Raw genomic sequence first — 24,808 nt, 5'->3', positions numbered from 1 at the left:
CGCGGTGATCGTTTGTTGATCCGTGGGTGATTTTGTCGGCTACTTGCTGGTATAAAGAGATTTGATCCTGCTGGGGGTCTTTATACTATACACCCCCCACCCCCCCCCCCCCCCCACCGCCTGTCACGGGCACCCCACTGGGCCCAACTGTTATGGCGTTGTTCACATGTCGGCGGCCTCGTCGGCCACCGCCTCCTCGCGGAGGCCGTCCTCGCTGACACCGCGCTTCCAGTAGCCGACGAACGTGACCCGGCGTCGGTCGATTTCACGCTCGCGCACCAGATGACGGCGCAGCGCCTTCACGCTGCCGGACTCGCCCGCGATCCATGCGTACGGAGTTCCCTCGGGCAACTCGGCCGCGCTGACCGCCTCCAGGGCGGACGGCGCGTTCTCTTCCCGTACCAGCCAGGTGAGCTGCACATCCGCCGCGGTCGTCAGCTCCAGGCGGTCCTGCGCGTGCGGAACCTCCAGCCAGACATGGGTCCTTGTGCCGGCCGGCAGCCATTCGAGGATCGCCGCGGCGGCCGGCAGGGCCGTCTCGTCCGCCCAGATCAGCACCCAGTCGGTGTCCCTGGGCGGACGGCAGCGCACGGCGGTGTTGTCCGCGACGGCCGGACCGAGCACCATCACCCGGTGTCCGGGCGCGGCCTGTTCGGCCCAGCGGCAGGCGGGGCCGCCGTCCTCGTGGACCGCGAAGTCGATGTCGACCTCGGCGGGTTCGTGCCGCTGCTCGCGCACGGTGTACGAGCGCATGACGGCGCGTTCGTCGTCCGGCAGCGCACGCCACGCGCCGAGCGTGGCGTACATGTCGCCGTCGTCGGACACGGGCACGACGGGAGCCTCCTGGCCGGGGTGCGGCAGAAAGAGCGAGAAGCTCTGGTCGCGGCCTCCGGCGGCGAAGTCCTTCAACTCCTCGCCGCCGAACGTGACACGGACCATGGACGGGCCGAGCCGCCTCGTCCGTACGACCTCAAGATGGAAGAACCGGAACGGGGCGGCCACGGCGGTCGACATGGTCAGGCGGCCTCCTTCGCGTTCTCGATGGCCTTGGCCAGGTCCTCGAGGATCGGCGCGCACTTGTCGTAGGAGTAGATCGGCTCCGTGACGCGCGGGAAGACCTGGCCGGCCTTGACGGCGGGCAGCTTCGCCCAGGTCGGCTTCTTGGCCAGGTCGGCGGGCTGCAGCGTGCCGGTGCGGTTGTCCAGGATGATGATGTCGGCGGCGTACTTGCCGGCGTTCTCCCAGCTGAGCTCCTCGAAGAAGCCCTGCGCGTTCGGCTTCGGCTCGACGAACTTCACGCCCAGCTCCTGGAAGTAGAGCGTGTCCGCGGACGTCTTCGGGACGGAGACGTAGAAGAGCTCCGGGCTGCCGGAGCCGATCAGGACCTTGAGGTCGGGCTTGGACTTCGCGGCCGCGCGCAGCCGGGCCGCGGCCTTCTCGAAGCGGGCCTTGGCGTCGGCGGCCTTCTTGCCGGTGACATCGCCGCCGAGGGACTCGGCGAGCGCGGCGTGCCGCTCAAGCGCCTTCTGCATCGTGGTCTCGGCCGCCCACAGCAGAACGCTGGGGGCCAGCTTCATGATCTTGTCCTTGGACTGCGGCGGGACGTACCACGGGTCGTTCTTGGCCCACATGTTGGTGATCAGCAGCTCGGGGCCGAGGGCCGCGTACTTCTCGACGTTGAACTCGCCGTAGACATTGCCGATGATCTCGACCTTGTTGATGTCGAGGTTGCCGGCCTGGACGTCGGGCTTGCCGTCCTTGGTCTTGGTCGGGCCGAAAACACCCTTGACCTCGACGCCGTAGTCGTGAAGGGCGGCGGCCGTTCCGGTGAAGGCGACGATGTTCTTCGGGGCCGCCTTCAGCTCCACCTTCGTGCCGCGGTCGTCCGTGAAGCTCCAGGGGCCCGCCTTCTCGGCCGCCTTGCCCGAGCCGCCCTTTTTGTCCTCGCTGCCGCACGCGGTGATCGCGGCGCCGAGCCCGAGGGCGCCGCCTGCGGCGAGCAGGCCGCGACGAGAGAGGTGAGAAACTCGGGCGTTGGGCATGATGATGTCCGCTTTCGATATGTGCCGATCCGGCCACTGGCAGTTCGAAGGTAGGTTAGCCTAACCTCAGCAACTGTCCAGTGGCGGCCCTCACTATCGGCGGCGGCCTTCGCCCCGGTCAGGCTCCCGTCGGACGCCGGTCACGCCCCGGTCATGCGCCGGTGAGGCCCAACTCCCGCGCGATCAGCATCCTTTGGACCTCGCTGGTGCCCTCGCCAATCTCCAGGATCTTGGAGTCGCGCCACATCCGCGCCACCGGATACTCGTTCATGAAGCCGTAGCCGCCGTGGATCTGCGTGGCCTCCCGGGCGTTGTCCACCGCGACCGTCGAGGAGTACAGCTTCGCCAGCGCCGCCTCCTTCTTGAACGGCTCGCCCTGCACCAGCCGCGAGGCCGCGTCGCGCCAGCCGACCCGGGCCATGTGCGCCCGCATCTCCATGTCGGCGATCTTGAACTGGATCGCCTGGTTGTCGCCGATCGGCCGCCCGAAGGCGTGCCGCTCCTTGGCGTACTTCACCGACTCGTCCACACAGCCCTGCGCGAGACCGGTCGCCAGCGCCGAGATCGCGATCCGGCCCTCGTCGAGGATCCGCAGGAACTGGGCGTACCCGCGGCCCTCTTCGCCGAGCAGATTCGCCAGCGGCACACGGACGCCGTCGAAGGACAGCTCACGCGTGTCCGAGGCGTTCCAGCCGACCTTGGAGTACGGGGCGGCGACCGTGAAGCCGGGAGTGCCGGAGGGCACGATGATCGAGGAGATCAGCGGCCTGCCGTCGTCCGTGCGGCCGGTGACCGCGGTGACCGTGACCAGGCCCGTGATGTCCGTGCCCGAGTTGGTGATGAAGCACTTGGAGCCGTTGATGACCCACTCGCCCGTTGCCTCGTCCCGTACGGCCGTCGTCCGCGTGCCGCCGGCGTCCGAGCCCGCGCCGGGTTCGGTCAGCCCGAACGCGCCCAGCAGCTCGCCGGAGCAGAGCCGCGGCAGCCACTCCCGCTTCTGCTCCTCGGTGCCGAAGCGGTAGACGGGCATCGCACCGAGCGAGACCCCGGCCTCCAGCGTGATCGCCACGGAGGAGTCGACGCGGGCCAGCTCCTCCAGCGCGATGCCGAGGGCGAGATAGTCGCCGCCCATGCCGCCGTACTCCTCGGGGAAGGGCAGCCCGAACAGGCCCATGCGGCCCATCTCACGGACGATTTCGTACGGGAACTCGTGGCGCTCGTAGAAGTCGCCGATCTTCGGCGCGACGACATCGTGCGCGAACTGCTCGACGGTACGGCGCAGTTCCTCGTGCTCGGGTGTGAGGCGGTGGTCGAGCGACATGGCTACTACTCCTTGTGGGACTGTGTTTATTGCACCGAGAGCGCGCGAACGGTGCGGGACGGGCTGGGACGGCCCAGCTGTCCGGCCATCCACACGCTTGTGGCGGTGAGCCGGCCGAGATCGACCCCGGTTTCGATGCCGAGGCCGTTGAGCATCCACACGAGGTCTTCGGTGGCGAGATTTCCGGTGGCGCTCTTGGCGTACGGGCAGCCGCCGAGGCCGCCCGCCGAAGCGTCGACGGTGGTGACGCCGTGCTCCAGTGCCGCGAAGGTGTTGGCCAGCGCCTGGCCGTAGGTGTCGTGGAAGTGCACGCCGATGGCGGAGGTGGGCACGCCCGCCTCGTTGAGTTCGGCGAGCAGCGTCCGTACATGGCCCGGCGTCGCGACGCCGATGGTGTCGCCGAGGCTCAGCTCGTCGCAGCCCAGGTCCATCAGTTGCTTGGCGACGCGGACCACCTGATGGACGGGGACCTTGCCCTCCCACGGGTCGCCGAAGCACATCGACAGATAGCCGCGCACATGGACCTTGTGGTCCTTGGCGCGCGCGACGACCGGCTCGAACATTGCGAGGGACTCGTCGACGGTGCGGTTGAGGTTCCGCTGCGCGAAGGTCTCGGTCGCGGAGCCGAAGACCGCGATACGGCGTGCGCCGAGGGAGACGGCCCGGTCGAGCCCTCGCTCGTTCGGTACGAGGACCGGCAGGGCGACGCCCTTGATGTCGCGGAGCTCCGGGAACAGCTGCTCGGCGTCGGCGAGTTGGGGCACCCACTTGGGGTGGACGAAGCTGGTCGCCTCGACGGTCGTCAGACCGGCGTCGGCGAGGCGGTGGATGAACTCCGCCTTCACCTCGGTCGGTACGACCGTCTTCTCGTTCTGCAGCCCGTCGCGCGGCCCGACCTCATGAATCCGCACCCGTGGCGGCAGGTCCTGCGACGGGAACGCCATCGGCAGTCCGTCAGTCATCCTGAGCCTCCTCGTGAGGTGTGACCACGGCGAGCAGCTGATCCATCGCGACCGTGGTCCCCGGCGTCACGTCCAGCTCGGCGACCGTGCCGGCGTGCGGGGCGGAGATGACGTGCTCCATCTTCATCGCCTCGACGACCAGCAGACTCTGCCCGGCCACGACCTCGTCCCCGACGGCCACCTTGACGACGGTGACGGTCCCGGGCATGGGCGCGGCGAGCGTGTCGGCCCCGGCGTGCGCGGCCCCGCTGAGGGAGGCGGCGACGGGATCGTGATCCGTCAGATGCCAGGAGTCCCCGTCCCGCCCGAGCCAGGCGCCGTCCGGAGACGGGGCATGGGTGAAGGTGTGGGTGACCCCGCCCAGCTCGACGATGAGGCGCTCCCCGCCGCTGAACAGACGGGCCGGCTCCGGCGCGGCATCGGCGTCCGCGGGGCCGACCAGCACCTGCGCGGACTGAGCCGCGCCGCGCACCCGGACGCTCACCGGATCGTGACCCGGGACGCGGAAGTGGTGGACCGTCCAGGCGGGTTGGCCGCCCAGGCGCCAGCCGGACGGGGCCCCGAAGGGGTCGGCCCAGCGGCCCTGCGCGTCCCGGCCGAGCGAGGCGTGCTGCCGCAGCGCGGCGGCGGCGTACACCTCGGCCGGCACGCCCTCCGGCAGGAGCGAGGCGAGGTCCCGCTCCACCAGGCCCGTGTCCAACTCGCCTGCCACCACCGACGGGTGGGCCAGCAGACGGCGCAGGAAGCCCGCGTTCGTCGGGACGCCGAGAGTGATCGTCTCCGCCAGAGCGGCGCGCAGCTTGCGCAGGGCGGTCGCCCGGTCGGGGCCGTACGCGATGACCTTCGACAGCATCGGGTCGTACAGGCTCGACACTTCCGTGCCCTCGCTCAGGCCGGAGTCCGTGCGCACGCCGTCTGCCTCCGGCTCGTGCAGCGCGAGGACGGTGCCGCCGGACGGCAGGAAGCCGCGGGACGGGTCCTCGGCGCAGACACGGGCCTCGATCGCATGCCCGGTGAGGGTGATCTCGTCCTGGGAGAACGGCAGCCGCTCACCGGCCGCGACGCGCAGCTGCCACTCCACCAGGTCCAGGCCCGTGATGAGCTCGGTCACCGGGTGCTCGACCTGGAGGCGGGTGTTCATCTCCATGAAGTAGTACGAGGACGGGTCGCTGCCCGGCACGATGAACTCCACCGTGCCCGCGCCGACATAGCCGCACGAGCGGGCCGCCTCCACCGCCGCGGACCCCATCGCGGCCCGGGTCCGCTCGTCCAGCAGGACGCTCGGCGCCTCCTCGATGATCTTCTGGTGGCGGCGCTGGAGCGAGCACTCGCGCTCGCCGAGGTGCACGACATTGCCGTGCGCGTCGGCGAGTACCTGGATCTCGATATGCCTCGGCCGGTCGATCCACCGCTCCACCAGCAGGGTGTCGTCGCCGAAGGAGGAGCGGGCCTCGCGCCGTGCCGCGGCGATCTCGTCGGTGAGCAGCGCGGCGTCCCGTACCAGCCGCATGCCCTTGCCGCCGCCGCCCGCCGACGGCTTGAGCAGCACCGGCATGCCCAACTCGCGTGCCGCCTGCTCCAGTTCGGGATCGGCCGCACCCGGCACCACCGGGACTCCGGCCGCCTGCACCGTCGCCTTCGCGCGGATCTTGTCGCCCATCAGCGAGATCGCGGAGGCGGGCGGTCCGATGAAGGCGAGGCCCGCGTCCGCGCACGCCTGCGCGAAGCCCGCATTCTCGGCGAGGAAGCCGTAGCCCGGGTGGACCGCCTGCGCGCCGCTGCGGGCCGCGGCGTCCAGCAGCCGCTCCACGGACAGATAACTCTCGGCGGCCGGCGGCGGCCCGATACGGACCGCCGTGTCCGCCTCCCGTACGTGCCGGGCGTCCGCGTCCGCGTCGCTGAAGACGGCGACCGAACGCACCCCCATGGCCCTCAGGGTGCGGATGACGCGGACCGCGATCTCACCGCGGTTGGCGACAAGGACTGTGTCGAACATCGTCATTCGTCCCTCACATCCGGAAGACGCCGAAGGCCGGGTCGCCCAGGGGGGCGTTGGCGCAGGCGGTCAGGGCCAGCCCCAGCACCTGCCGGGTCTCGAGCGGGTCGATCACACCGTCGTCCCAGAGCCGGGCGGTGGCGTAGTAGGCATTGCCCTGCGACTCGTACTGGTTGCGGATCGGGCTCTTGAACGCCTCTTCGTCCTCGGCGGACCAGTTCTCGCCCCGCCCCTCCAGCTGGTCGCGCTTGACGGTGGCGAGGACGGAGGCCGCCTGCTCGCCGCCCATCACGGAGATCTTCGCGTTGGGCCACATCCACAGGAACCGCGGCGAATAGGCGCGGCCGCACATCGAGTAGTTGCCCGCGCCGTACGAGCCGCCGACGACGACCGTCAGCTTCGGCACCCGCGTACAGGCCACGGCGGTGACCATCTTCGCGCCGTGCTTGGCGATGCCGCCCGCCTCGTAGTCCCGGCCGACCATGAAGCCGGAGATGTTCTGCAGGAAGAGCAGCGGGATGCCGCGCTGGTCGCACAGCTCGATGAAGTGGGCGCCCTTCTGGGCGGATTCGGAGAACAGGATGCCGTTGTTGGCGACGATGCCGACGGGGTGGCCGTGGATCCGGGCGAAGCCGGTGACCAGTGTCTGCCCGAACTCCGCCTTGAACTCCTGGAATCTCGACCCGTCGGTGATCCTCGCGATCACTTCCCGCACGTCGTAGGGCGTACGGGAGTCGACCGGCACCGCGCCGTACAGCCCGGCCGGGTCGACCTTCGGCTCCTCGACAGGCTCGACCGACCACGGCAGCGGGCCGCGCTGCGGCAGCGTCGCCACGATGTTCCGGACGATCCGCAGCGCGTGCGCGTCGTCCTCGGCGAGGTGGTCGGTGACGCCGGAGACCCGGGAGTGGACCTCGCCGCCGCCGAGTTCCTCGGCGGTGACGACCTCGCCGGTCGCGGCCTTCACCAGCGGCGGGCCGCCGAGGAAGATCGTGCCCTGGTTCCTGACGATCACGGCCTCGTCGCTCATCGCGGGGACGTACGCGCCGCCCGCGGTGCAGGAGCCGAGGACGGCCGCGATCTGCGGGATGCCCGCGCCGGACATCCGGGCCTGGTTGTAGAAGATGCGCCCGAAGTGCTCGCGGTCCGGGAAGACCTCGTCCTGCATCGGCAGGAACGCGCCTCCGGAGTCCACCAGATACAGGCACGGCAGTCGGTTCTCCAGGGCGACTTCCTGGGCCCTCAGATGCTTCTTCACCGTCATCGGGTAGTACGTGCCGCCCTTGACGGTGGCGTCATTGGCGACGACGACGACCTCACGGCCGCCGACCCGCCCGATCCCGGCGATCACTCCGGCGGCCGGCGCCTGGCCCTCGTACATCCCCTCAGCCGCGAGCGGAGCGAGCTCCAGGAATGGCGAGCCCGGGTCGAGGAGCGTGTCCACGCGGTCGCGCGGCAGCAGCTTCCCGCGGGCGGTGTGGCGGGCGCGGGCTTTCTCACCACCGCCGAGGCGGGCGGCGGCGAGCTTGCCGCGCAGAGTGTCGGCGAGCTCCTCATGTGCCGCCTCATTGGCCTGCCAGGCCGCCGAAGAGGGGTCTGCCGTGCTGGTCAGCACGGGTGCCTGCTGCATCGTGTCGAGCCCCTTTGCCCGTACGGCTTTCGGTTAATAAGCGTTAACCTGTTTCCACCAGGTTAACGACCGCTAACTGTCTTGTCTAGAATCGGATCCATGACCACCAGGACGGACGCCCCCACCCGCCGCGAGCAGATCCTCAAAGAGGCTGCCCGCCTCTTCGCCGAACGCGGATTCCACGGTGTCGGCGTCGACGAAATAGGCGCGGCGGTCGGGATCAGCGGCCCGGGCCTGTACCGCCACTTCGCGGGCAAGGACGCGATGCTCGCCGAGCTGCTGGTGGGCATCAGCGAGCGGCTGCTGAGCGGCGGCCGGCTGCGGGTCGAGGAGGCGACCGCTGATCCCGAGGCGCTGCTCGCCTCACTGATCGACGGCCACATCGACTTCGCGCTCGACGACCGCCCTCTCATCACTCTCCACGACCGCGAGCTGGACCGCCTCCGCGACAGCGACCGCAAACTGGTGCGGCAGCTGCAGCGGCAGTACGTGGAGCTGTGGGTCACGGCGGTACGCGCGATGTACCCGGCTCTCGCCGAGGCCGACGCCCGGGCCGCGGTCCACGCGGTCTTCGGCCTGCTCAACTCGACGCCGCACCTCGGCCGCCCGGACGAGCCCCTCGGCCGCGACGCGACCGCGGACCTGCTCCACCGCCTGGCCCACGGGGCGTTCGCAGCCGCGGCGGACGGCGCCTGAGGCGCCCTGGCGCAGGGGAAGTTGACGTAGCGGGGCCCATGTACAGTCCCAGTCGGCGCCATGACTGGCGCAGCGAGGCCTGACCAGCCTCGTCGACAACGGGGGTTTCATGTCCGAACGCATCAGGCCCGACTGCCGGGAGACGATCGAGCGGAACCTGTGGGCGGCGCCCGCGGTGTTCGTTGCCGTGTCCTGAGCGCTGTTCCAGAAGGACGACGCTTTGAGTCCGAGGCCTGGGCCGAGCGGCGTTTCAACGCGGCGTTTTCGCTCCTGAGCTGGGCCACGTTCGGCTGTAGATCCGCAATCACGCGCACGAGATCGTCGTACGACGAATGGCGCCATGTGCTGGCGCCGCATCACGGGGAAGGTGTAACTGCATTGACCGTGCAAAATGCACTGAAAACAGACACGTATGGGCATGTTGACGATTCGCGCCGGGGAAGTGGGCCGGCGCCTGGGGATCCTCATGGGGCCCCGCTGCTGACGAACCGGGAGCGGGAAGTGCTTGCGCTTGTCGGGACCGCGGCAGGAAACCGGGGGATTGCAAGGCAATTGGGAATCGCCGAGCGCACCGTCAAGGCGCATCTGACCAGCATCATGGGGAAGATAGGTGTTTCCTCGCGGTTGGAAGCGGCGGTATTTGCCTACGCGCACCACGAACTCATATGCCCTCAGGGGCAATGCCCTTTGGGGCACCTCCCGAAGGTCCAATAGCCGCCGACGGCAGGTGAGTTGAAGACTCTTGTTCGCCGGCCGGAGTTACCGGCCACGGGCATGGCCGATCGAGAACCGCTCCTTGATCGGCCATGCCTCCCGGCGAGTAGGAGGAATTCTGATGGGCAACAAGATGCGTATGACCGCTGCCGCGCTCACGGCAGCACTGGCTATCGGTGTCGCGGCCCCGGCGGCTTCGGCGGCGGAGACCGGCCGCACCCAGGCCGTGTCCTCCGTGCAGCTCTCGACGGCCGGGGTCGCCCGTGACGCCGGAACTGTGAACGCGCTGACGTCGACCGGTCAGAACGGCGGCTCTGTTTCCACGGGTTCGCAGGCCGAGTTCGGCGCCAAGGGCATCGGGTCGGCCGCCCGCAAGCTGGTCGACAAGATCGTCAAGAGCAAGTACGGAAAGGCTGCAATCCAGGCGGCGAAGAAGGGGCGCGCGGCCTTCAAGAACTGGGTCGACAGCCTCTCCAACTGGAACCCGCTGAAGTGGGCCATCAAGGCTGCTCCGGCGTACGTCCTCGACGAGGTCATTACGTACCTGGTCAACTACTTCTAGAACAACCAGGAATGAGACAGCGGCCTCCTTCTCTCATGGCGGAGGAGGCCGCTCCATGGTGCAGGAGGATTCATGTCGGAACGCCAGGAGACAATCGAGCGGAACCTCTGGGCCGCGCCCGCGCTCTTTGTCCTCGTAGCCTGGGTGCTGTTCAAGGCGGGTGACGGATCGTCATCCTCGGCGGCGGCTTGGATTGTCTATGCAGCAGGCTGGGTGCCGGCTCTGATCATGCTGATCCGGTCCGCCTTCCGGCGGAAGAACCCCGGAGTCGGAGCGGTCTTCGCCTTCTCGATTCTGCTTGTCATGGGTGCATTCTTCCTCGGGAACCATGGGTGACGTGTGAGTGAAGTGATGGCCGGCCGTGGCCTTCGGAAGGAATTTCGGGGCAATGCCGTGGTGGACGGTATTTCCCTGTCCCTGAAGGCCGGGGAAGTAACCGGATTCCTCGGTGCCAACGGGGCGGGCAAGACGACTGCGATCCGGCTGCTGCTCGGGCTCATCTCCGGAGCGGGTGAAACGACGTTCCTCGGACGTCCACTACGGGAATGGAGAAATCCCGCTGCCGTCGTCGGAGTAGTTCTCGGCGGTGTGGCAGGACACCCCGGGCATCGAGTCCGTTGGCATCTGCGCATGGTGGCTGCGGGGGCAGGGGTGCCCGACAGCAGAGTCGACGAGGTGCTCGGACTGGTCGGCCTGGCCGAGGCCGCCACCAGGCGGCTGAGCGAATTGTCGTTGGGAATGTCCCAACGAGTGGGGATCGCGCAGGCCCTGCTCGCCGACCCGCCCATCATGATTCTCGACGAGCCCGCCAACGGTCTGGATCCGCACTCCATCCGCTGGCTGCGTGAGCTACTGCTGAAGCTTGCGGCCGAAGGACGGGCCGTTCTCGTGTCCAGCCACCAGCTCGCCGAGATGGAGCAGCTGGCCGATCGAGTCGTCGTACTCGCCAAAGGACGGGTGGTCGCCGAGGTGACCGTCGCGGAACTCGCCGAGCGCTCCCACGGCCGGGTCATCGTGCAGAGCCCGCACGTGGAGAAGCTCGCCGGTCCGGTGCGTGAGCTCGGCGCCACCTTCGAAGCCGCTGAACCCGGCGTTGCCGTCGTCACCGGCGCCACGCGTTTCCAGGTCGGCGATCTGGCGGCCGAGCATGGCGTGCGGCTGCACGGGCTGCATGAACGGCCTCCTTCGCTGGAGGACTTCTATCTTTCGGTGGCGCAGGAGGAGTTCCGTATCTCATGACCACGACGAATCCGGTGACCACGACGAATCCGGTGACCACAACGAGTTCCGTGACCACGACACACCTCACGAGAACGAGGACCTCGGCGCCGGTGCCCTTGTCGGTGCCCGTAGGGCAGGCTCTGCGCCGCGCCGTTCGCTATGAATGGCGGCATCTCGCCGGCCTGCGCTCCACCTGGATCCTGCTCGGTGTCGCTGCCGCGATGAGCCTTGTCAATGGTCTTGCGCTCGGGCTGGACGTGGCCGACGGCGCGGCCCCTGGAGCCGCGGCTGTGGCGGCGACTCTCCAGTGGGACGCAGTGGCAACCCAACTTCCGCTGCTTGCCTTGCTGTTGCTGCCACTGGGGACCGGGCCGATCGCCAGCGAGCTGGCCCGCGGCGCCGCCCGGACCAGCTGGCTCACGCTCGGCAGCCGCTCGCTCGCGTACGGCGCGAAGCTGCTGACGGGCGCGGCCGTCACAAGCGGGGCGGCCTTGGTCGGTGCGCTGCTGACCGCACTGACGGGAACCGTCTCCCTCGCTCTGTCCGGTGCCCGCCAGCCGGACTGGGGCGAGGTGCTTGGGCCCTTCGCGAGCTTTCTGCTGTTCATGGCCTGCTGGCCGGTGGTGTGCAGTGCGGTGGCCGTACTTCTGCGCAACCGTGTCGGCACCGCCCTCGCGCTCACCCTCTGGCCGTTGCTCGGTGAGCGAATTGCCGGCCTGATCCTGGAGCAGGTCCCCGGCCTGGGTTCGCTGGGTGACTGGCTGCCTTTCGCGGCCGGCCGGGCCGGTCTCGCCGGCTACGGAGCCCCAGGGGAGGAGCGGGACTTCCTGACCGTGCTGGCGGGGAGCGAGCTCTCGCCCGCCGTCGGCATGACGGTCTTCGTCATTTTCACCGTGGCCCTCGCCCTCGCCGGTGCCTACGTCTACCAGCGGCGGGACGCCGCCTGAGCCGGTGTGCACGAGCCCGGCCAGTCTCTCGCCAGGCACGCACGCTCCACCGTCCGCAGACGTACCCCTGGGGGATGATTCCATCGTCCTGCCTGGGTGCGACGTTGCGTCAGTGACCGACTGGAAGTATCTGAAGCAACGTCGGCCGCGCGGTTCATGGGGGAACAGGATGACGCAGGAGTTCGTGGGCACCGCTGCCCGGCCCGGAGACTTGGGGGAGCGAACGGGGCAGCGCATCGTGGAGGTGGATGCGCTGCGTGGGTTCGCGCTCGGCGGGATCCTCCTGGTGAACGTGCTGGTGATGGCTGGGCTGTACGGACCGGCAGGCGTCGCCCCCGGGGCTGCGGGCGCTGACTTCGTGGCCCACTGGCTGGTCGCGATGTTCGTGGAGACGAAGTTCTACCTGCTCTTCTCATTCCTCTTCGGGTACAGCTTCACGCTCCAGATCGGCTCGGCGGAACGCGCAGGCGCCCGCTTCGTGCCCCGGATACTGCGGCGTCTGCTCGGCCTGTTCGTCCTTGGTGTCCTGCACGCGACGCTGCTGTACACCGGCGACATCCTGATGACGTACGCCCTCCTCGGACTGATCCTGCTCGCCGCCCGGAAGGCCGGGCCGGCCCGTGCCTGGCGCGCGGCGCTGTGGGTGTACGGAGCTGTCACGGCTCTGTACCTGCTCCTGGGCATCGGGACGCTGGTGGCGGCGGACCCGACATCGGCGGCCGAACTGCAGGCGGAGGCGGCCGAGTTGACCCGTGCGTACCGGGGTGATGCCGCCGACGTCATCGGTGCCAACCTCCGCGCCCTGCCCGAGGCCCTGGCCGCTGTCCTGCTCGTCGGCGGGCTGGTCACCGCCGCCTTCCTGGCGGGCTTCGCCGCAGGCAAGCGGCAGTTGCTCAGCGGCGCCGCCGAGCACCGCGGCCGACTGCGGCGGATGTGTGTCATCGGGCTGGCCGTCGGTCTGCCCGGAGCGGCCTTCATGGCGGCCGGCACGGTCGGCCCGCTGCCCGACCGATGGGAATTCCTGTCGTACGCCGTCGGCCTGGTCACCGCACCCGCGCTCTCCTGCGCGTACGCCGCCTTGATCCTGCTCTGGTTCGGCACGCCGCGTGGTGCGTTGCTTGCGGCCCGCCTCGCGCCTGCGGGCAGGATGGCCCTGACCAACTACCTGCTGCAGTCACTCGTGATGGCCTTGGTCTTCACCGGGTACGGCCTCGGGCTCTACGGCCGGGTGGGTGCGGCTGCCGTGGTGGGCGGGGCGCTCGTTCTGTACGGGGCGCAGTTGTGGGCCAGCGCCGTGTTGCTGCGGCGCCACCGGCTCGGGCCCGTCGAATGGCTGCTCCGCGCGCTGACTGTCGCCGGCCGGCCGTCCAAGGTTCGGGACGCAGGGCACACCCCCGGTTGCTGACGGCACAATGGACCCATGCCGATACCCAGCCGTGCCGCCCTTGTCGAACACCTTGTCCGCACCCGTATCGCCGGAGACGTCGCCACACCCCGCGACAACAACCTCTCCCACTACCGCAAGCTCGCCAACGGCGACCGCCACTTCTGGCTGGGGGTCGAGCTCGGTGACCGGTGGACCGACGAGCAGGACGTGCTCGCCGTGATGGCCGAGCGGTGCGGCGTCAACGACGATCCCGAATACCGGAGCGGGCAGGACACCATCGACCCGGAACTGACGGTCGACGCGCTGGACCGGCTGGCCGCACGGCTGCGGAAGGCCGCGGCCGGGCAGGAGCGGGTGCTGTTCGCCACCGGGCACCCCGGCGGCCTGCTTGATGTGCACCGGCAGACGGCGGACGCGCTGCGGGCGGCGGGCTGCGAGATCGTACGGATTCCCGGCGGGCTGACCGCGGACGAGGGCATGGTCTTCCAGTTCGCGGACGTCGCGGTGCTGGAACGCGGCGCGACGCTCTGGCACACGCACTCACCTGCGCCGATGGCCGCGATCCTGGACGGCCTGGAGCGCGACGGCCGGCCGCAGCCCGACCTCGTGGTCGCCGACCACGGCTGGGCCGGCTGCGCGGGCCAGCGGGGCCTGGACTCCGTCGGCTACGCGGACTGCAACGACCCGGCGCTCTTCATCGCCGAGGCGGAGGGCACGGTCCAGGTGACGGTCCCCCTGGACGACCATGTCACCGACCCGCGCTTCTACGACCCGATGACGGCCTACCTGCTGGACGCGGCAGGCCTGTCGTAGGTGTGAGGGCGGGCGTCAGGCTGGATCCGCACGTTCACTCGTACGACGGACTTCTCGCGGCTTCCGAGGGCCCATACACTGGGCGATATATACGTTCGGCTGTATGGGAGATCTTTTTGACATCGAGATTGAGCCGGAGGTTCGCTTGTGGCTGATGAACCTTTGCGACGCCGACTACGCGCGGGCCGAGCATGCGGCCGCGAGGCTTTCGGAAGGCGCGGCCACGCTGGGGGAGCCGCACGCGCGTTACTTGGGCGACGGCGTGCGCGAGTTGCGCTTCGAGATGGGCAAGAATCGTGATGCCATCCGGATCTCGTACTGGCTCGCACCCGGTCGGCGGGCTGTTCTGCTGACTGTCTTTCGGAAGACCCAGCGACGTGAGAGTGCTGAGGTCGAGCGCGCCAAGCGGGTCAAGGCGATCTGTGCAGCCGAGCATGGCCGCGCCCATGAGGACTACACCCGCAGCATCGAGGAAGGGGAAAACTGTTGACCAGCCACGCGCACTGGAAGCTGGCCCGCGACAAGAAGATCGCCAAGGGAGTCAGCGAAAGTCCCGAGGTGATCAAGCTACGCGAGGAGATCCGGCTGTCCTGGGACCTCGGTCAGGCCGTGTACGACCGGCGTACCGAGCTCGGGATCTCCCAGACCGAGCTTGCCAAGAGAGCCGAGATGACCCAGCCCCAGATCTCCAAGCTGGAGCTCGGCGGGACCATGCCGACCCTGCCCCTGCTCGCCCGGCTGGCCCGGGCAATGGACGCGGCCCTCAGTCTTGAGCTGGACGGGGACACGTCGCGCGTCGCCTTCACCGCGCACACGCCCGCCGCCTGAGCCACCGCCTCAGCCGTGCGGGACGCGGACCACGCCCTCCTGGATGACGGAGGCCGCGAGGCGGCCGTCCTGGGTGTAGATACGGGCCTGGCCCAGGCCCCGGCCGCCGGAGGACGACGGGGACTCCTGGTCGTAGAGCAGCCATTCGTCCGCGCGGAACGGGCGGTGGAACCACATCGCGTGGTCCAGTGACGCGCCCACCACGTCGCCGACCGCCCAGCCGCCGCGGCCGTGCGCCAGCAGGACCGAGTCCAGCAGCGTCATGTCGGAGACGTACGTGGCGAGACAGACATGGAGCAGCGGGTCGTCGGCGAGTTTGCCGTTGGCGCGGAACCAGACCTGGGAGCGGGGTTCGCGCGCTTCGCCGACGCTGCCGTACGGCGGGGCGTCGACATAGCGCAGGTCGACCGCCGCCCGGGCCTCCAGCATCCGGTCGACCACACCGGGGTCGACGAACTGCTCCGCGTACCGCGGCAGGATCTCGGCCGCCGTCGGAAGCGTCTCGGGGGCCGGTGCGTACGGCATGGCCGCCTGGTGCTCCAGCCCCTCCTCGTACGTCTGGAAGGACGCCGAGAGATGGAAGATCGGCTGGCCGTGCTGGACGGCGACGACCCGGCGTGTGGTGAAGGAGCGTCCGTCGCGGATGCGGTCGACCGTGTAGACGATCGGCGCGCCCGGGTCGCCCATGCGCAGGAAGTACGCGTGCAGCGAGTGGGCCGTGCGGTCGTCGGGGACGGTGCGGCCCGCGGCGACCAGCGCCTGGGCCGCGACCTGGCCGCCGAAGACCCGGGGCACGACCGCCGAGCGGGACCGGCCCCGGAAGATGTCCTGCTCGATCTGCTCCAGGTCGAGCAGATCGAGCAGGTCGTCGAGTGCTGTGCTCATAAGGGAAGTTCTACAGGGCGTTCTACAGGCCCATGTCCTTGGCGATGATCGACTTCATGACCTCGCTGGTGCCGCCGTAGATGCGGTTGACGCGGTTGTCCGCGTAGAGGCGGGCGATCGGGTACTCGTTCATGTAGCCGTAGCCGCCGTGCAGCTGGAGGCACTTGTCGATGACGCGGTGCGCGACCTCGGTGCAGAACAGCTTCGCGGACGCGGCCTCGGCGGCGGACAGCTCGCCCGCGTCGATGGCGTCCATCGCGCGGTCGACGACGGCCTCTGCCGCGTCCACCTCGGCCTTGCAGGCGGCCAGTTCGAACTTGGTGTTCTGGAACGAGGCGACCGTCTTGCCGAAGACCGTGCGCTCCTCGACGTACTGCTGGGCGAACCGGACGGCCGCCGCTGCCTGCGCGTACGCGCCGACCGCGATGCCCAGGCGCTCCTGCGGCAGGTTCTGGCCGAGGTAGTAGAAGCCCTTGTTCTCCTCGCCGAGCAGGTCCTCGACCGGCACCTTGACGTCGGTGAAGGACAGTTCGGCGGTGTCGGAGACCTTCAGGCCCAGCTTGTCGAGCTTGCGGCCGACGGCGTAGCCCTCGGACTTGGTGTCGACGACGAAGAGGGATATGCCGTGGCGGCGGTCCTCGGCGGTCGGCGCGTCGGTCCGGGCGCAGACGATCACGCGGTCCGCGTGCACACCGCCGGTGATGAAGGTCTTCGCGCCGTTGAGGACGTAGTGCGTGCCGTCCTCGGAGAGCTTGGCGGTGGTCTTCATGCCGGCCAGGTCCGAGCCGGTGCCGGGCTCGGTCATGGCGATGGCGTACATCGTGGTGCCGGTGACGAAGTCGGGCAGCCAGCGCTTCTTCTGCTCGTCCGTGGCGTACGCCTTCAGGTACGGCAGGCAGAGCATGACGTGCACGCCGCTGCCGCCGAAGGACACGCCGGCGCGGGCGCACTCCTCGGCCATGACGGCCTCGAACTTGAAGGTCTCCAGGCCCGCGCCGCCGAACTCCTCGGGCACCTCGATGCCGAAGACGCCCAGCTCACCGAGCTTGTAGTAGAAGTCGCGGGGTGCCTGGCCCGCCGCGTACCACTCGTCGTAGACCGGGGCGACCTCGGCCTCGATGAAGGCGCGGATGGTCTCGCGGAACGCCTCGTGGTCCTCGTTGTAAACGGTACGGCGCACGGGACGCCCCCTTCATCAGCTCGTCCAAGGTTTATCTAAGCGCTTGCTCAGAAAAAGTTACCGGGCGGTCACCGGGGCTGTCCAGAGGCGTCCATGGTCGTCCGCGTCACAGCGAGCGCAGCGCGAACCAGAGCTCCATGCGTACGTCCGGGTCGTCCAGGTCCTCGCCGAGCAGCGTCGCGCAGCGGGTGATGCGCTGCCGGACCGTATTGCGGTGGATCTCCATCGCCGCGGCCGTGCGGTCCCAGCTGCCGTGCAGGGACAGCCAGTTGCGCAGGGTCTCGACGAGGGCGGGGGAGCCGGCGAGCGGGGCGAGGCGCAGCCGGGCGTGGGCGGCCGCCTCCTGCGGTGAGAGCAGCGCGGCCAGCGAGGTGCCGCGATGGCGGACCAGCTCCATGCGGCCCGCCATCGCCCGGTGCAGGGCCCTCGCGGCCTGGGTGTCGGCGGCGGCCAGCTCCTCGGCGTGGACCGGTTCGCTGACACCGAGGACCCAGCCCGGCTGCGGGGCCACCTCGCGGCCGGCCGCGATCAGGATCCTTACGGTCCCGTCGTCCGCCGGGTCGACGAGCGCGCTGCCGAGCGCGGCGCCGAGCGCGGACGCGGCGAACGGCGTGCCCCGCCCGCCGCGGGCATGCACCACGGTCCACCGCTCGGCCCCGAGCAGCGCGGTGGCCTCCGCCGGCCCGGCCCCGAGCAGCAGGCGCACGAGGGCGGCGCTGCGGCCGGCGCTGTCCATCCCCTGGTGCTCCGCGGTGAGCAGCGAGAGCAGGACGACGGCGACCCCGGCGACGGTGTGGTCGCCGGGCTCCCGTGATGGCGTGGCGAGCCCGAGGACGAGGCCCTGGCTGCCGCCGAGCGCGTAGGCGGCGAGTTGCGCACCGGGCGCGGTGTCGGTGGCGGAAGCGGGCGCGGGCGCGGCCGGACCCGCTGGGCTCACGCCCGGCGGAGCCGTGTCCGAGCCCGAGCCCGGAGCTCCCGCCGGGCGCACCACCCGCGCCAGCCGCCGCAGTGCCGCCCCGGCCGCAGGGCCCGGAGCCCGGCCCGCCGAGGCGAGGGCCGTTCCCGACGCGTCCAGCAGGACCGCCTGGCCGCCGGTGCGGGCCGCAAGTTGCGCGAGGACCGCCGGGACCGGGTCCGGGCGTGCCGCCGCCGCGGCGAGGCCCTGCTGGGCCTGGGTCACCCGGCGCAGTTCCCGGTGGCGCGCCTCCGCCATCAGCCGCCAGACCGCCCGCGCCACCGCTGTGAACGTCGTCTGCGGCGGCACCTCCAGCAGCGGCAGCCCGTGCCGGTCGCACGCCTCGATCAGCTCCGCGGGCACCGTGTCGTACACCGGCGCGACGCCGAAGCCGAGTGCCGCGGCCCCCGCCTCCACGATCCGCGAGACATACCGGTCCGGGTCCTTCAGCAGTACGCCCGCGCTCAGCAGCAGCTCGCCGCCGAGCAGATACGGGTACGGATCCGCCATCTCGGACGTGTGCACCATGTGCACCACCGCGTCCGCCTCCACGGGACCGGCGATCTGGCGCAGGCCGAGATCCTCGCGGGCCAGCAGTGCGCTCAGCGGGACCGGTGGGGTGGGTGGTGCTGCTGCGGTCTCCGGCATGGACGATCCATCCATAGGCGGCATCAACAATGGATGAAACGTACACTTCAGCGTTTCTTTCCGGCCACCTAGCGTCGTCTGGCACAAGACCTGGGACCCGGGGGACGAGACGGAAGGAAAGCCGATGGCTGTCGACTATGCAGTAATCGTCGTCTATCTGGCCGGCATGCTCGGCATGGGCTGGTGGGGCATGCGCCGCGCCAAGTCCAAGAGCGAGTTCCTCGTCGCCGGCCGCCGGCTCGGCCCGTGGATGTACTCCGGCACCATGGCGGCCATCGTCCTCGGCGGCGCGTCGACGATCGGCGGCGTCGGCCTCGGCTACAAGTACGGCCTCTCCGGCGCCTGGATGGTCTTCACCATCGGCCTCGGCCTCCTCGCGCTCTCCATCTTCTTCTCCGCGCGCATCGCCCGGCTGAAGGTCTACACCGTCTCCGAGATGCTCGACCTGCGCTACGGCGGCAAGGCCGGCGTCATCTCCGGCGTCGTGATGTGGGCCTACACGCTGATGCTGGCGGTCACCTCGACCATCGCGTACGCCACGATCTTCGACGTTCTCTTCGACATGAACCGGACGTTCGCGATCATCCTCGGCGGCTCGATCGTGGTCGCGTACTCGACGCTCGGCGGCATGTGGTCGATCACGCTCACCGACATGGTGCAGTTCGTCGTCAAGACGGTCGGTGTGCTGCTCCTGCTGCTGCCGATCGCGGTCGTCAAGGCCGGCGGCTTCAGCGAGATGAAGGCGGCGCTGCCGACCGAGTACTTCACGCCGCTCGGCATCGGCGGCGAGACGATCTTCACCTACGTCCTGATCTACACCTTCGGCATGCTGATCGGCCAGGACATCTGGCAGCGGGTGTTCACCGCGCGCAGCGACCGTACGGCGCGCTACGGCGGCACGGTCGCCGGTACGTACTGTCTCGTCTACGCCCTGGCCGGCGCCGTGATCGGCACCGCGGCCAAGGTCCTCTACCCGAAGCTGCCCAACGCCGACGACGCCTTCGCCACCATCGTCAAGGACGAACTGCCCATGGGCGTGCGGGGACTGGTGCTCGCCGCCGCCCTCGCCGCCGTGATGTCGACGTCGTCCGGCGCGCTGATCGCCTGCGCCACCGTCGCCAACAACGACATCTGGTCCAAGCTGCGCGGTCTCGCGTCCCGGGACGGCAGCGACCGCGACGAGGTCAGGGGCAACCGCGCCTTCATCCTGATCATGGGCGTCGCGGTCATCTGCATCGCAATCGCGCTGAACAATGTCGTCGAGGCGCTCACCGTCGCGTACAACCTGCTGGTCGGCGGACTGCTGGTGCCGATCCTCGGCGGACTGCTGTGGAGGCGCGGCACCGTGTACGGCGCGCTGGCCTCGGTGATCGTCGGCGGCGTCGCGGTCATCGGCCTGATGGCGACGTACGGGATCCTGGCCAACGAGCCCATCTACTACGGCCTGCTGCTCTCCCTCGCCGCGTATGTGATCGTCTCGCTCGCCACCCGGCCGACGGACGCGGCGGTCCTGGCGAACTGGCGCGAGCGGCTTGCGGGCCGGGGCGCCGAGGAAGAAGAGGCCCCGGCGGAACCCGCGGCCGTACCAAGCTAAAGTCGTTAAAACGCAACGAAGCGTAGGAAAGAAGGCATTTCACATGAGCAGCAACGAGCAACCGCGCGGCCCCGTCGACTCGTCCCGCATTCCGCGGTACGCCGGACCCGCGACGTTCGCCCGGCTGCCGCGGCTCGACGAGGTCGGCACCGCCGATGTCGCCGTGGTCGGCGTGCCCTTCGACTCCGGGGTCTCCTACCGTCCCGGAGCACGCTTCGGCGGCAACGCCATCCGCGAGGCGTCGAGGCTCCTGCGCCCGTACAACCCGGCGCAGGACGCCTCGCCCTTCGCGCTCGCCCAGGTCGCCGACGCCGGCGACATCGCGGCGAACCCGTTCAACATCAACGAGGCCGTCGAGACCGTCGAGGCCGCGGCCGACGAACTGCTCGGCACCGGCGCGCGGCTGATGACGCTCGGCGGCGACCACACCATCGCGCTGCCGCTGCTGCGCTCGGTGGCCAAGCAGCACGGGCCGGTCGCCCTGCTGCACTTCGACGCGCATCTGGACACCTGGGACACGTACTTCGGCGCGGAGTACACGCACGGCACGCCGTTCCGCCGGGCCGTCGAGGAAGGCATCCTCGACACCGAGGCGCTGTCCCATGTGGGCATCCGCGGCCCGCTGTACGGCAAGCAGGACCTGACCGACGACGAGAAGATGGGCTTCGGCATCGTCACCTCGGCCGACGTCTACCGCCGCGGCGCCGACGAGGTCGCCGACCAGCTGCGCCAGCGCATCGGCGACCGCCCGCTGTACATCTCCATCGACATCGACTGCCTCGACCCCGCGCACGCCCCCGGCACCGGCACGCCGGAGGCCGGCGGCATGACCTCCCGCGAACTGCTCGAGATCCTGCGCGGTCTGGCCTCCTGCAACCTGGTCTCGGCGGACGTCGTCGAGGTCGCGCCCGCCTACGACCACGCGGAGATCACATCCGTGGCGGCCTCGCACACGGCGTACGAGCTGACCACGATCATGTCCCGGCAGATCGCGGCGGCGAAGGCGGCGAAGTGACGCACGACCACGACCTCGTTCTGCGGCCCACCGAGGCACAGACCGCGGCCGCGCTGAACCCGCCCGCCGGACGCAACGGCGGCGATCTCGTCGTCGAGACGCTGGCCGGACTCGGCGCGACGACCGTCTTCGGACTGCCCGGCCAGCACGCGCTCGGCATGTTCGACGCCCTGCGCCGCTCGTCGCTCTCGTACGTCGGACTGCGCGTCGAGAACAACGCGGGCTTCGCCGCCGACGCGTACGGCCGGCTGACCGGCGAAGTGGCCCCGCTGCTGCTCTCCACCGGACCGGGCGCGCTGATGTCGCTGGCCGCGCTCCAGGAGTCGGCGGCGGCGTCCGCGCCCGTGCTGGCGATCGGCAGCCAGGTGCCCACGGCCGGTCTCGGCGGCGGCCGCCACGGCTATCTGCACGAACTCCGCGACCAGCAGGCCTCGTTCCGCGACATCGTCAAGTCCGTCCACACCGTGCGTACGGCCTCCCAGATCCCGTCCGCGATCGCCGCGGCCTGGCAGTCCGCGCTGACGGCGCCGCACGGCCCGGTCTGGGTCGAGATCCCGCAGGACGTGCTGCTGGCGCAGACGACGCTGCCCGTGGTCACCGCGATGGACGCCACTCCTGAGGACGTGGTCCCGCGGCCCGAACTGACCGCGGTCGCCGCCCACTTGCTGTCCAACGCCACCCGGCCCGTGATCATCGCGGGCGGCGGGGTCGTACGCTCCGACGCGTCCGGCAAGCTGCTCGCGCTGGCGGAGAGGCTGAACGCGCCGGTGGTCACCACCTTCGGCGGCAAGGGCGCGTTCCCGTGGACGCATCCCTTGTCGCTCCAGTCCTGGCTGGAGGACCGGCACACCACGGACTTCCTGGAATCCGCCGATGTGCTGCTGGTCGTCGGCTCGGGTCTCGGCGAACTCTCCTCGAACTACCACTCGTTCGCCCCTCGTGGCCGGGTGATCCAGATCGAGGCGGACGCCGGCAAGCTGGAGTCCAACCACCCGGGGCTCGGCATCCACGCGGACGCGCGGCTGGGGCTCTCGGCACTGCTGGAGACGGTGACCGCACGGGAGGACTCCAAAGCGGCGGAGTCCGTACGCACGGTCCTGTCCCAGGTCCGGGCGCGGATCGAGGCCCAGGAACTCACCCTGGAACAGCAGGTCCTGGCCTCCGTGCGCGAGGCGCTGCCCGACGACGCGCCCAGCTTCTGGGACATGACGATCCTGGCCTACTGGGCCTGGTCCGCCTTCGACGCCCGCCACCCGAACACCATGCACTCGGCCCAGGGCGCGGGCGGCCTCGGCTACGGCTTCCCCGCGGCGCTGGGAGCCGCCGCGGCGGACCCCACCCGCCCGGTCCTCGCGGTCTCCGGCGACGGCGGCGCGATGTACTCGATCGCGGAGCTGGCGACCGCCCGCCAGTACGGCCTCCCGGTCACCTGGCTGATCGTCGACGACGGGGGCTACGGCATCCTGCGCGAGTACATGACGGACGCGTTCGGCGAGCCGACGGCGACGGAACTGTCCCGCCCGGACTTCGTGGCCCTGGCCGAGTCCTTCGGCGTCCCTGCGACCCGTACGACGCCGGAGTCCCTGGCCGAGGACCTCGCCAAGGCGCTCACGGAGCCCGGCCCGTCGGTGGTCGTGCTGCCCGCGGTCCTGAGGATGTTCGCCCCGTCGCACGTCTGATCCGTCCGGACCCCTGGCCCCGCCGCCCATCCCCCGGGGCGGCGGGGCCAGGTTTTTCCTGTCTGCCGCCAACCCGATGAGTTTTCCCGCCGGCCCTGGTCCATCTCCCGTCACCGCGAACCGCGGACGACCACCGACGGAAGGAAGACCGGCCATGACTGCCATCCACACCCTCGATGTCCCGGGCGCGCGCCTGCACTACGAGGTCCGCGGCACCGGACCGCTGCTGCTGGTCGTCGGGGCGCCGATGAACGCCGCCGCCTTCGCCCCGCTGGCCGACGCGCTCGCCGAGGACCACACCGTCGTCACCCACGACCCGCGGGGCATCTCCGGCAGCCGCCTCGACGACCCCGAGCAGGACTCCACTCCCGAACTGCGCGCGGACGACATCGCCGCCATCCTGGACGACCTCGGAGCGGAGACCGCCGATGTGTTCGGCAGCAGCGGCGGCGCGGTGACGGGGCTCGCGCTGGTCACCCGGCATCCCGGGCGGGTGCGGACGCTGGTCGCGCACGAACCGCCGCTGCTGGAACTGCTTTCCGACGCCGCCGAGCAGCTTGCCGCGACCGACGACATCATCGAGACCTTCCACCGGGACGGCATCGGGGCGGCGTGGATGAAGTTCATGGCCAACGCCGGATTCGACCTCGGCGGCGAGGACGCCCCGGCTCCTCCGCCGGGAGAGCCCTCGGAGCAGGACCTCGCGGACAGCGCCCGGTTCTTCGCCCATGAGCTGCGGGGAACCGTCCGCCACGTGCCCGACATCGCCGCGCTGAAGGCAGGAGCGGCCAAGGTCGTTGTCGGCATCGGCGTCACCTCGGGGCACCTGCTGACGTACCGGACCTCCGTGGCGCTGACGGAACTGCTGGGCACGCAGCCGGTGGAGTTCCCCGGTGACCACGGCGGCTTCATGGGGCAGCCGAAGGAGTTCGCCGAGGTGCTGCGGACGCTGTAGGTCCCCGCCGGTCCACCGAATCAATTCTGTGGCGGATGCCGCACCGACCGTCGATCCTCGGAGGCATGCCTGAAGACAATGAGAAGCCCGGCGACGACAAGCCAGAGCGGACGTTCGGGTGGTGGGACATGTTCGTCCACCCCGATGAAGACCCGCGCAGCGAAGGCGGGTTCGACGGGGAGCGGGCCACGCTCGCCGGCTATCTGCGGGACAACCGGCTGACGCTGGAGCTGAAGTGCGCCGGTCTCGACGCCGAGGACATGGCCCGCCGGTCCGTCGAGCCGTCGAATCTGTCGCTGCTGGGGCTGGTCCGGCATCTCGCAGGCGTGGAACAGAGCTGGTTCCGGCGGGTGATGGCCGGGCAGGACGTACCGAGGCACTACCGCACAGAAGCCGATCCCAACGGGGAGTTCGACGGCGCCGTGGCGGACCCCGAGGTCGTCGCCGAGGCATGGGACACCTGGCGGGCGGAGGTCGCCTTCGCGGAGCGGTTCGTGGCGGAGGCGCCCAGTCTCGACCTCGCCGTCACCCATGACGACGAGCAGCTCACGCTCCGTGAGGTGCTGGTGCACATGATCGAGGAGTACGCCAGGCACCTCGGCCATGCCGACTTCCTGCGCGAGCGGATCGACGGACGAGTGGGGCAGTAGCCCCAGGGCCTGTCGTCTGGATCAGGCCCTAGGTGTATTGATCACGAGCGTTGTTGACAGTTGTGGGTCTTGAACATGGCGAAGACCTCCGATGTGGTGGAGCTGTCTAGGAACACACCGCACGGAGG

The 24,808-nt window shown here is 70.0% G+C and carries 24 protein-coding genes; 15 read left to right on the top strand and 9 right to left on the bottom strand.

Annotated elements, in window-relative coordinates; genetic code table 11:
• Nucleotides 1–162: 162 nt before the first annotated feature.
• From ACH4YL_RS22140 to ACH4YL_RS22115, 6 genes are all read right to left on the bottom strand, one after another.
• Nucleotides 163–1,014, bottom strand: a complete 852-nt coding sequence (locus tag ACH4YL_RS22140; protein WP_398509124.1) for a siderophore-interacting protein — start codon at nucleotides 1,012–1,014, stop codon at nucleotides 163–165.
• A gap of 2 nt (nucleotides 1,015–1,016) precedes the next feature.
• Nucleotides 1,017–2,042: an ABC transporter substrate-binding protein gene (locus ACH4YL_RS22135; protein WP_398509123.1), complete on the bottom strand. Its 1,026-nt coding sequence runs from the start codon at nucleotides 2,040–2,042 to the stop codon at nucleotides 1,017–1,019.
• A gap of 151 nt (nucleotides 2,043–2,193) precedes the next feature.
• Nucleotides 2,194–3,363, bottom strand: a complete 1,170-nt coding sequence (locus tag ACH4YL_RS22130; RefSeq protein WP_398509122.1) for an acyl-CoA dehydrogenase family protein — start codon at nucleotides 3,361–3,363, stop codon at nucleotides 2,194–2,196.
• Between the two features lie 26 nt (nucleotides 3,364–3,389).
• Entirely contained in the window at nucleotides 3,390–4,325 is a 936-nt protein-coding gene (locus tag ACH4YL_RS22125; RefSeq protein WP_398509121.1) for a hydroxymethylglutaryl-CoA lyase, read from the bottom strand.
• A complete protein-coding gene (locus ACH4YL_RS22120) occupies nucleotides 4,318–6,321 on the bottom strand; it encodes an acetyl/propionyl/methylcrotonyl-CoA carboxylase subunit alpha (protein WP_398509120.1) in 2,004 nt (667 codons plus the stop codon). Before ACH4YL_RS22120 ends, ACH4YL_RS22125 begins: the two co-directional genes overlap by 8 nt.
• Nucleotides 6,322–6,334: 13 nt before the next feature.
• A complete protein-coding gene (locus ACH4YL_RS22115) occupies nucleotides 6,335–7,951 on the bottom strand; it encodes a carboxyl transferase domain-containing protein (RefSeq protein WP_398509119.1) in 1,617 nt (538 codons plus the stop codon).
• Between the two features lie 99 nt (nucleotides 7,952–8,050).
• Here ACH4YL_RS22115 and ACH4YL_RS22110 point away from each other — a divergent pair, with 99 nt between their 5' ends.
• The 10 genes from ACH4YL_RS22110 (at nucleotide 8,051) to ACH4YL_RS22065 (ending at nucleotide 15,119) form a co-directional block, all read left to right on the top strand.
• Nucleotides 8,051–8,647: a TetR/AcrR family transcriptional regulator gene (locus ACH4YL_RS22110; protein WP_398509118.1), complete on the top strand. Its 597-nt coding sequence runs from the start codon at nucleotides 8,051–8,053 to the stop codon at nucleotides 8,645–8,647.
• A 60-nt stretch (nucleotides 8,648–8,707) separates the two neighbouring features.
• On the top strand, nucleotides 8,708–9,361 hold the full coding sequence (locus tag ACH4YL_RS22105) for a response regulator transcription factor (RefSeq protein ID WP_398509117.1): 654 nt from the start codon (nucleotides 8,708–8,710) through the stop codon (nucleotides 9,359–9,361).
• Between the two features lie 121 nt (nucleotides 9,362–9,482).
• Complete coding sequence (locus ACH4YL_RS22100; RefSeq protein ID WP_398509116.1) at nucleotides 9,483–9,923, top strand: hypothetical protein; 441 nt, start codon at nucleotides 9,483–9,485, stop codon at nucleotides 9,921–9,923.
• 72 nt (nucleotides 9,924–9,995) lie between these two features.
• A complete protein-coding gene (locus tag ACH4YL_RS22095; RefSeq protein ID WP_398509115.1) occupies nucleotides 9,996–10,259 on the top strand; it encodes a hypothetical protein in 264 nt (87 codons plus the stop codon).
• 15 nt (nucleotides 10,260–10,274) lie between these two features.
• Nucleotides 10,275–11,162, top strand: coding sequence for an ABC transporter ATP-binding protein (locus ACH4YL_RS22090; RefSeq protein ID WP_398509359.1), 888 nt, complete (start codon nucleotides 10,275–10,277; stop codon nucleotides 11,160–11,162).
• The gene (locus ACH4YL_RS22085) at nucleotides 11,159–12,091 is read left to right on the top strand and encodes a hypothetical protein (protein ID WP_398509114.1); all 933 of its coding nucleotides are present in this window, start codon (nucleotides 11,159–11,161) and stop codon (nucleotides 12,089–12,091) included. The genes ACH4YL_RS22090 and ACH4YL_RS22085 overlap by 4 nt, the downstream gene beginning before the upstream one ends.
• A 169-nt stretch (nucleotides 12,092–12,260) precedes the next feature.
• Entirely contained in the window at nucleotides 12,261–13,496 is a 1,236-nt protein-coding gene (locus tag ACH4YL_RS22080) for a DUF418 domain-containing protein (RefSeq protein ID WP_398509113.1), read from the top strand.
• 15 nt (nucleotides 13,497–13,511) lie between these two features.
• Nucleotides 13,512–14,291, top strand: coding sequence for a phosphatase (locus ACH4YL_RS22075; RefSeq protein ID WP_398509112.1), 780 nt, complete (start codon nucleotides 13,512–13,514; stop codon nucleotides 14,289–14,291).
• A 103-nt stretch (nucleotides 14,292–14,394) separates the two neighbouring features.
• Nucleotides 14,395–14,781 carry a type II toxin-antitoxin system RelE/ParE family toxin gene (locus tag ACH4YL_RS22070; RefSeq protein ID WP_398509111.1) on the top strand — a complete coding sequence of 129 codons (387 nt, stop codon included), beginning with the start codon at nucleotides 14,395–14,397 and terminating at the stop codon, nucleotides 14,779–14,781.
• Nucleotides 14,778–15,119, top strand: a complete 342-nt coding sequence (locus tag ACH4YL_RS22065; protein WP_398509110.1) for a helix-turn-helix domain-containing protein — start codon at nucleotides 14,778–14,780, stop codon at nucleotides 15,117–15,119. Before ACH4YL_RS22070 ends, ACH4YL_RS22065 begins: the two co-directional genes overlap by 4 nt.
• A gap of 9 nt (nucleotides 15,120–15,128) precedes the next feature.
• Here the strand turns inward: ACH4YL_RS22065 and tesB are convergent, their stop codons facing one another.
• The 3 genes from tesB to ACH4YL_RS22050 form a co-directional block, all read right to left on the bottom strand.
• Nucleotides 15,129–16,004 carry an acyl-CoA thioesterase II gene (gene tesB / locus ACH4YL_RS22060; protein ID WP_398509109.1) on the bottom strand — a complete coding sequence of 292 codons (876 nt, stop codon included), beginning with the start codon at nucleotides 16,002–16,004 and terminating at the stop codon, nucleotides 15,129–15,131.
• A 22-nt stretch (nucleotides 16,005–16,026) separates the two neighbouring features.
• A complete protein-coding gene (locus ACH4YL_RS22055; protein ID WP_398509108.1) occupies nucleotides 16,027–17,184 on the bottom strand; it encodes an acyl-CoA dehydrogenase family protein in 1,158 nt (385 codons plus the stop codon).
• Between the two features lie 106 nt (nucleotides 17,185–17,290).
• Nucleotides 17,291–18,787 carry a PucR family transcriptional regulator gene (locus tag ACH4YL_RS22050; RefSeq protein ID WP_398509107.1) on the bottom strand — a complete coding sequence of 499 codons (1,497 nt, stop codon included), beginning with the start codon at nucleotides 18,785–18,787 and terminating at the stop codon, nucleotides 17,291–17,293.
• Between the two features lie 124 nt (nucleotides 18,788–18,911).
• Here ACH4YL_RS22050 and ACH4YL_RS22045 point away from each other — a divergent pair, with 124 nt between their 5' ends.
• The 5 genes from ACH4YL_RS22045 to ACH4YL_RS22025 all read left to right on the top strand — a co-directional run bounded on the left by ACH4YL_RS22045 (nucleotide 18,912) and on the right by ACH4YL_RS22025 (nucleotide 24,680).
• Nucleotides 18,912–20,381: a sodium:solute symporter gene (locus ACH4YL_RS22045; protein ID WP_398509106.1), complete on the top strand. Its 1,470-nt coding sequence runs from the start codon at nucleotides 18,912–18,914 to the stop codon at nucleotides 20,379–20,381.
• Nucleotides 20,382–20,424: 43 nt separating this feature from the next.
• Nucleotides 20,425–21,396: an agmatinase gene (speB, locus tag ACH4YL_RS22040; RefSeq protein ID WP_398509105.1), complete on the top strand. Its 972-nt coding sequence runs from the start codon at nucleotides 20,425–20,427 to the stop codon at nucleotides 21,394–21,396.
• The gene (locus tag ACH4YL_RS22035) at nucleotides 21,393–23,075 is read left to right on the top strand and encodes a thiamine pyrophosphate-binding protein (RefSeq protein ID WP_398509104.1); all 1,683 of its coding nucleotides are present in this window, start codon (nucleotides 21,393–21,395) and stop codon (nucleotides 23,073–23,075) included. The genes speB and ACH4YL_RS22035 overlap by 4 nt, the downstream gene beginning before the upstream one ends.
• 154 nt (nucleotides 23,076–23,229) lie before the next feature.
• On the top strand, nucleotides 23,230–24,030 hold the full coding sequence (locus ACH4YL_RS22030; RefSeq protein ID WP_398509103.1) for an alpha/beta fold hydrolase: 801 nt from the start codon (nucleotides 23,230–23,232) through the stop codon (nucleotides 24,028–24,030).
• Nucleotides 24,031–24,158: 128 nt separating this feature from the next.
• Nucleotides 24,159–24,680 carry a DinB family protein gene (locus ACH4YL_RS22025; protein ID WP_398509358.1) on the top strand — a complete coding sequence of 174 codons (522 nt, stop codon included), beginning with the start codon at nucleotides 24,159–24,161 and terminating at the stop codon, nucleotides 24,678–24,680.
• Nucleotides 24,681–24,808 lie beyond the last annotated feature (128 nt).

The sequence above is a fragment of the Streptomyces sp. NPDC020681 genome (assembly GCF_044334895.1).
GTDB lineage: Bacteria > Actinomycetota > Actinomycetes > Streptomycetales > Streptomycetaceae > Streptomyces.
This window is presented reverse-complemented; position numbering and strand designations above follow the sequence as displayed.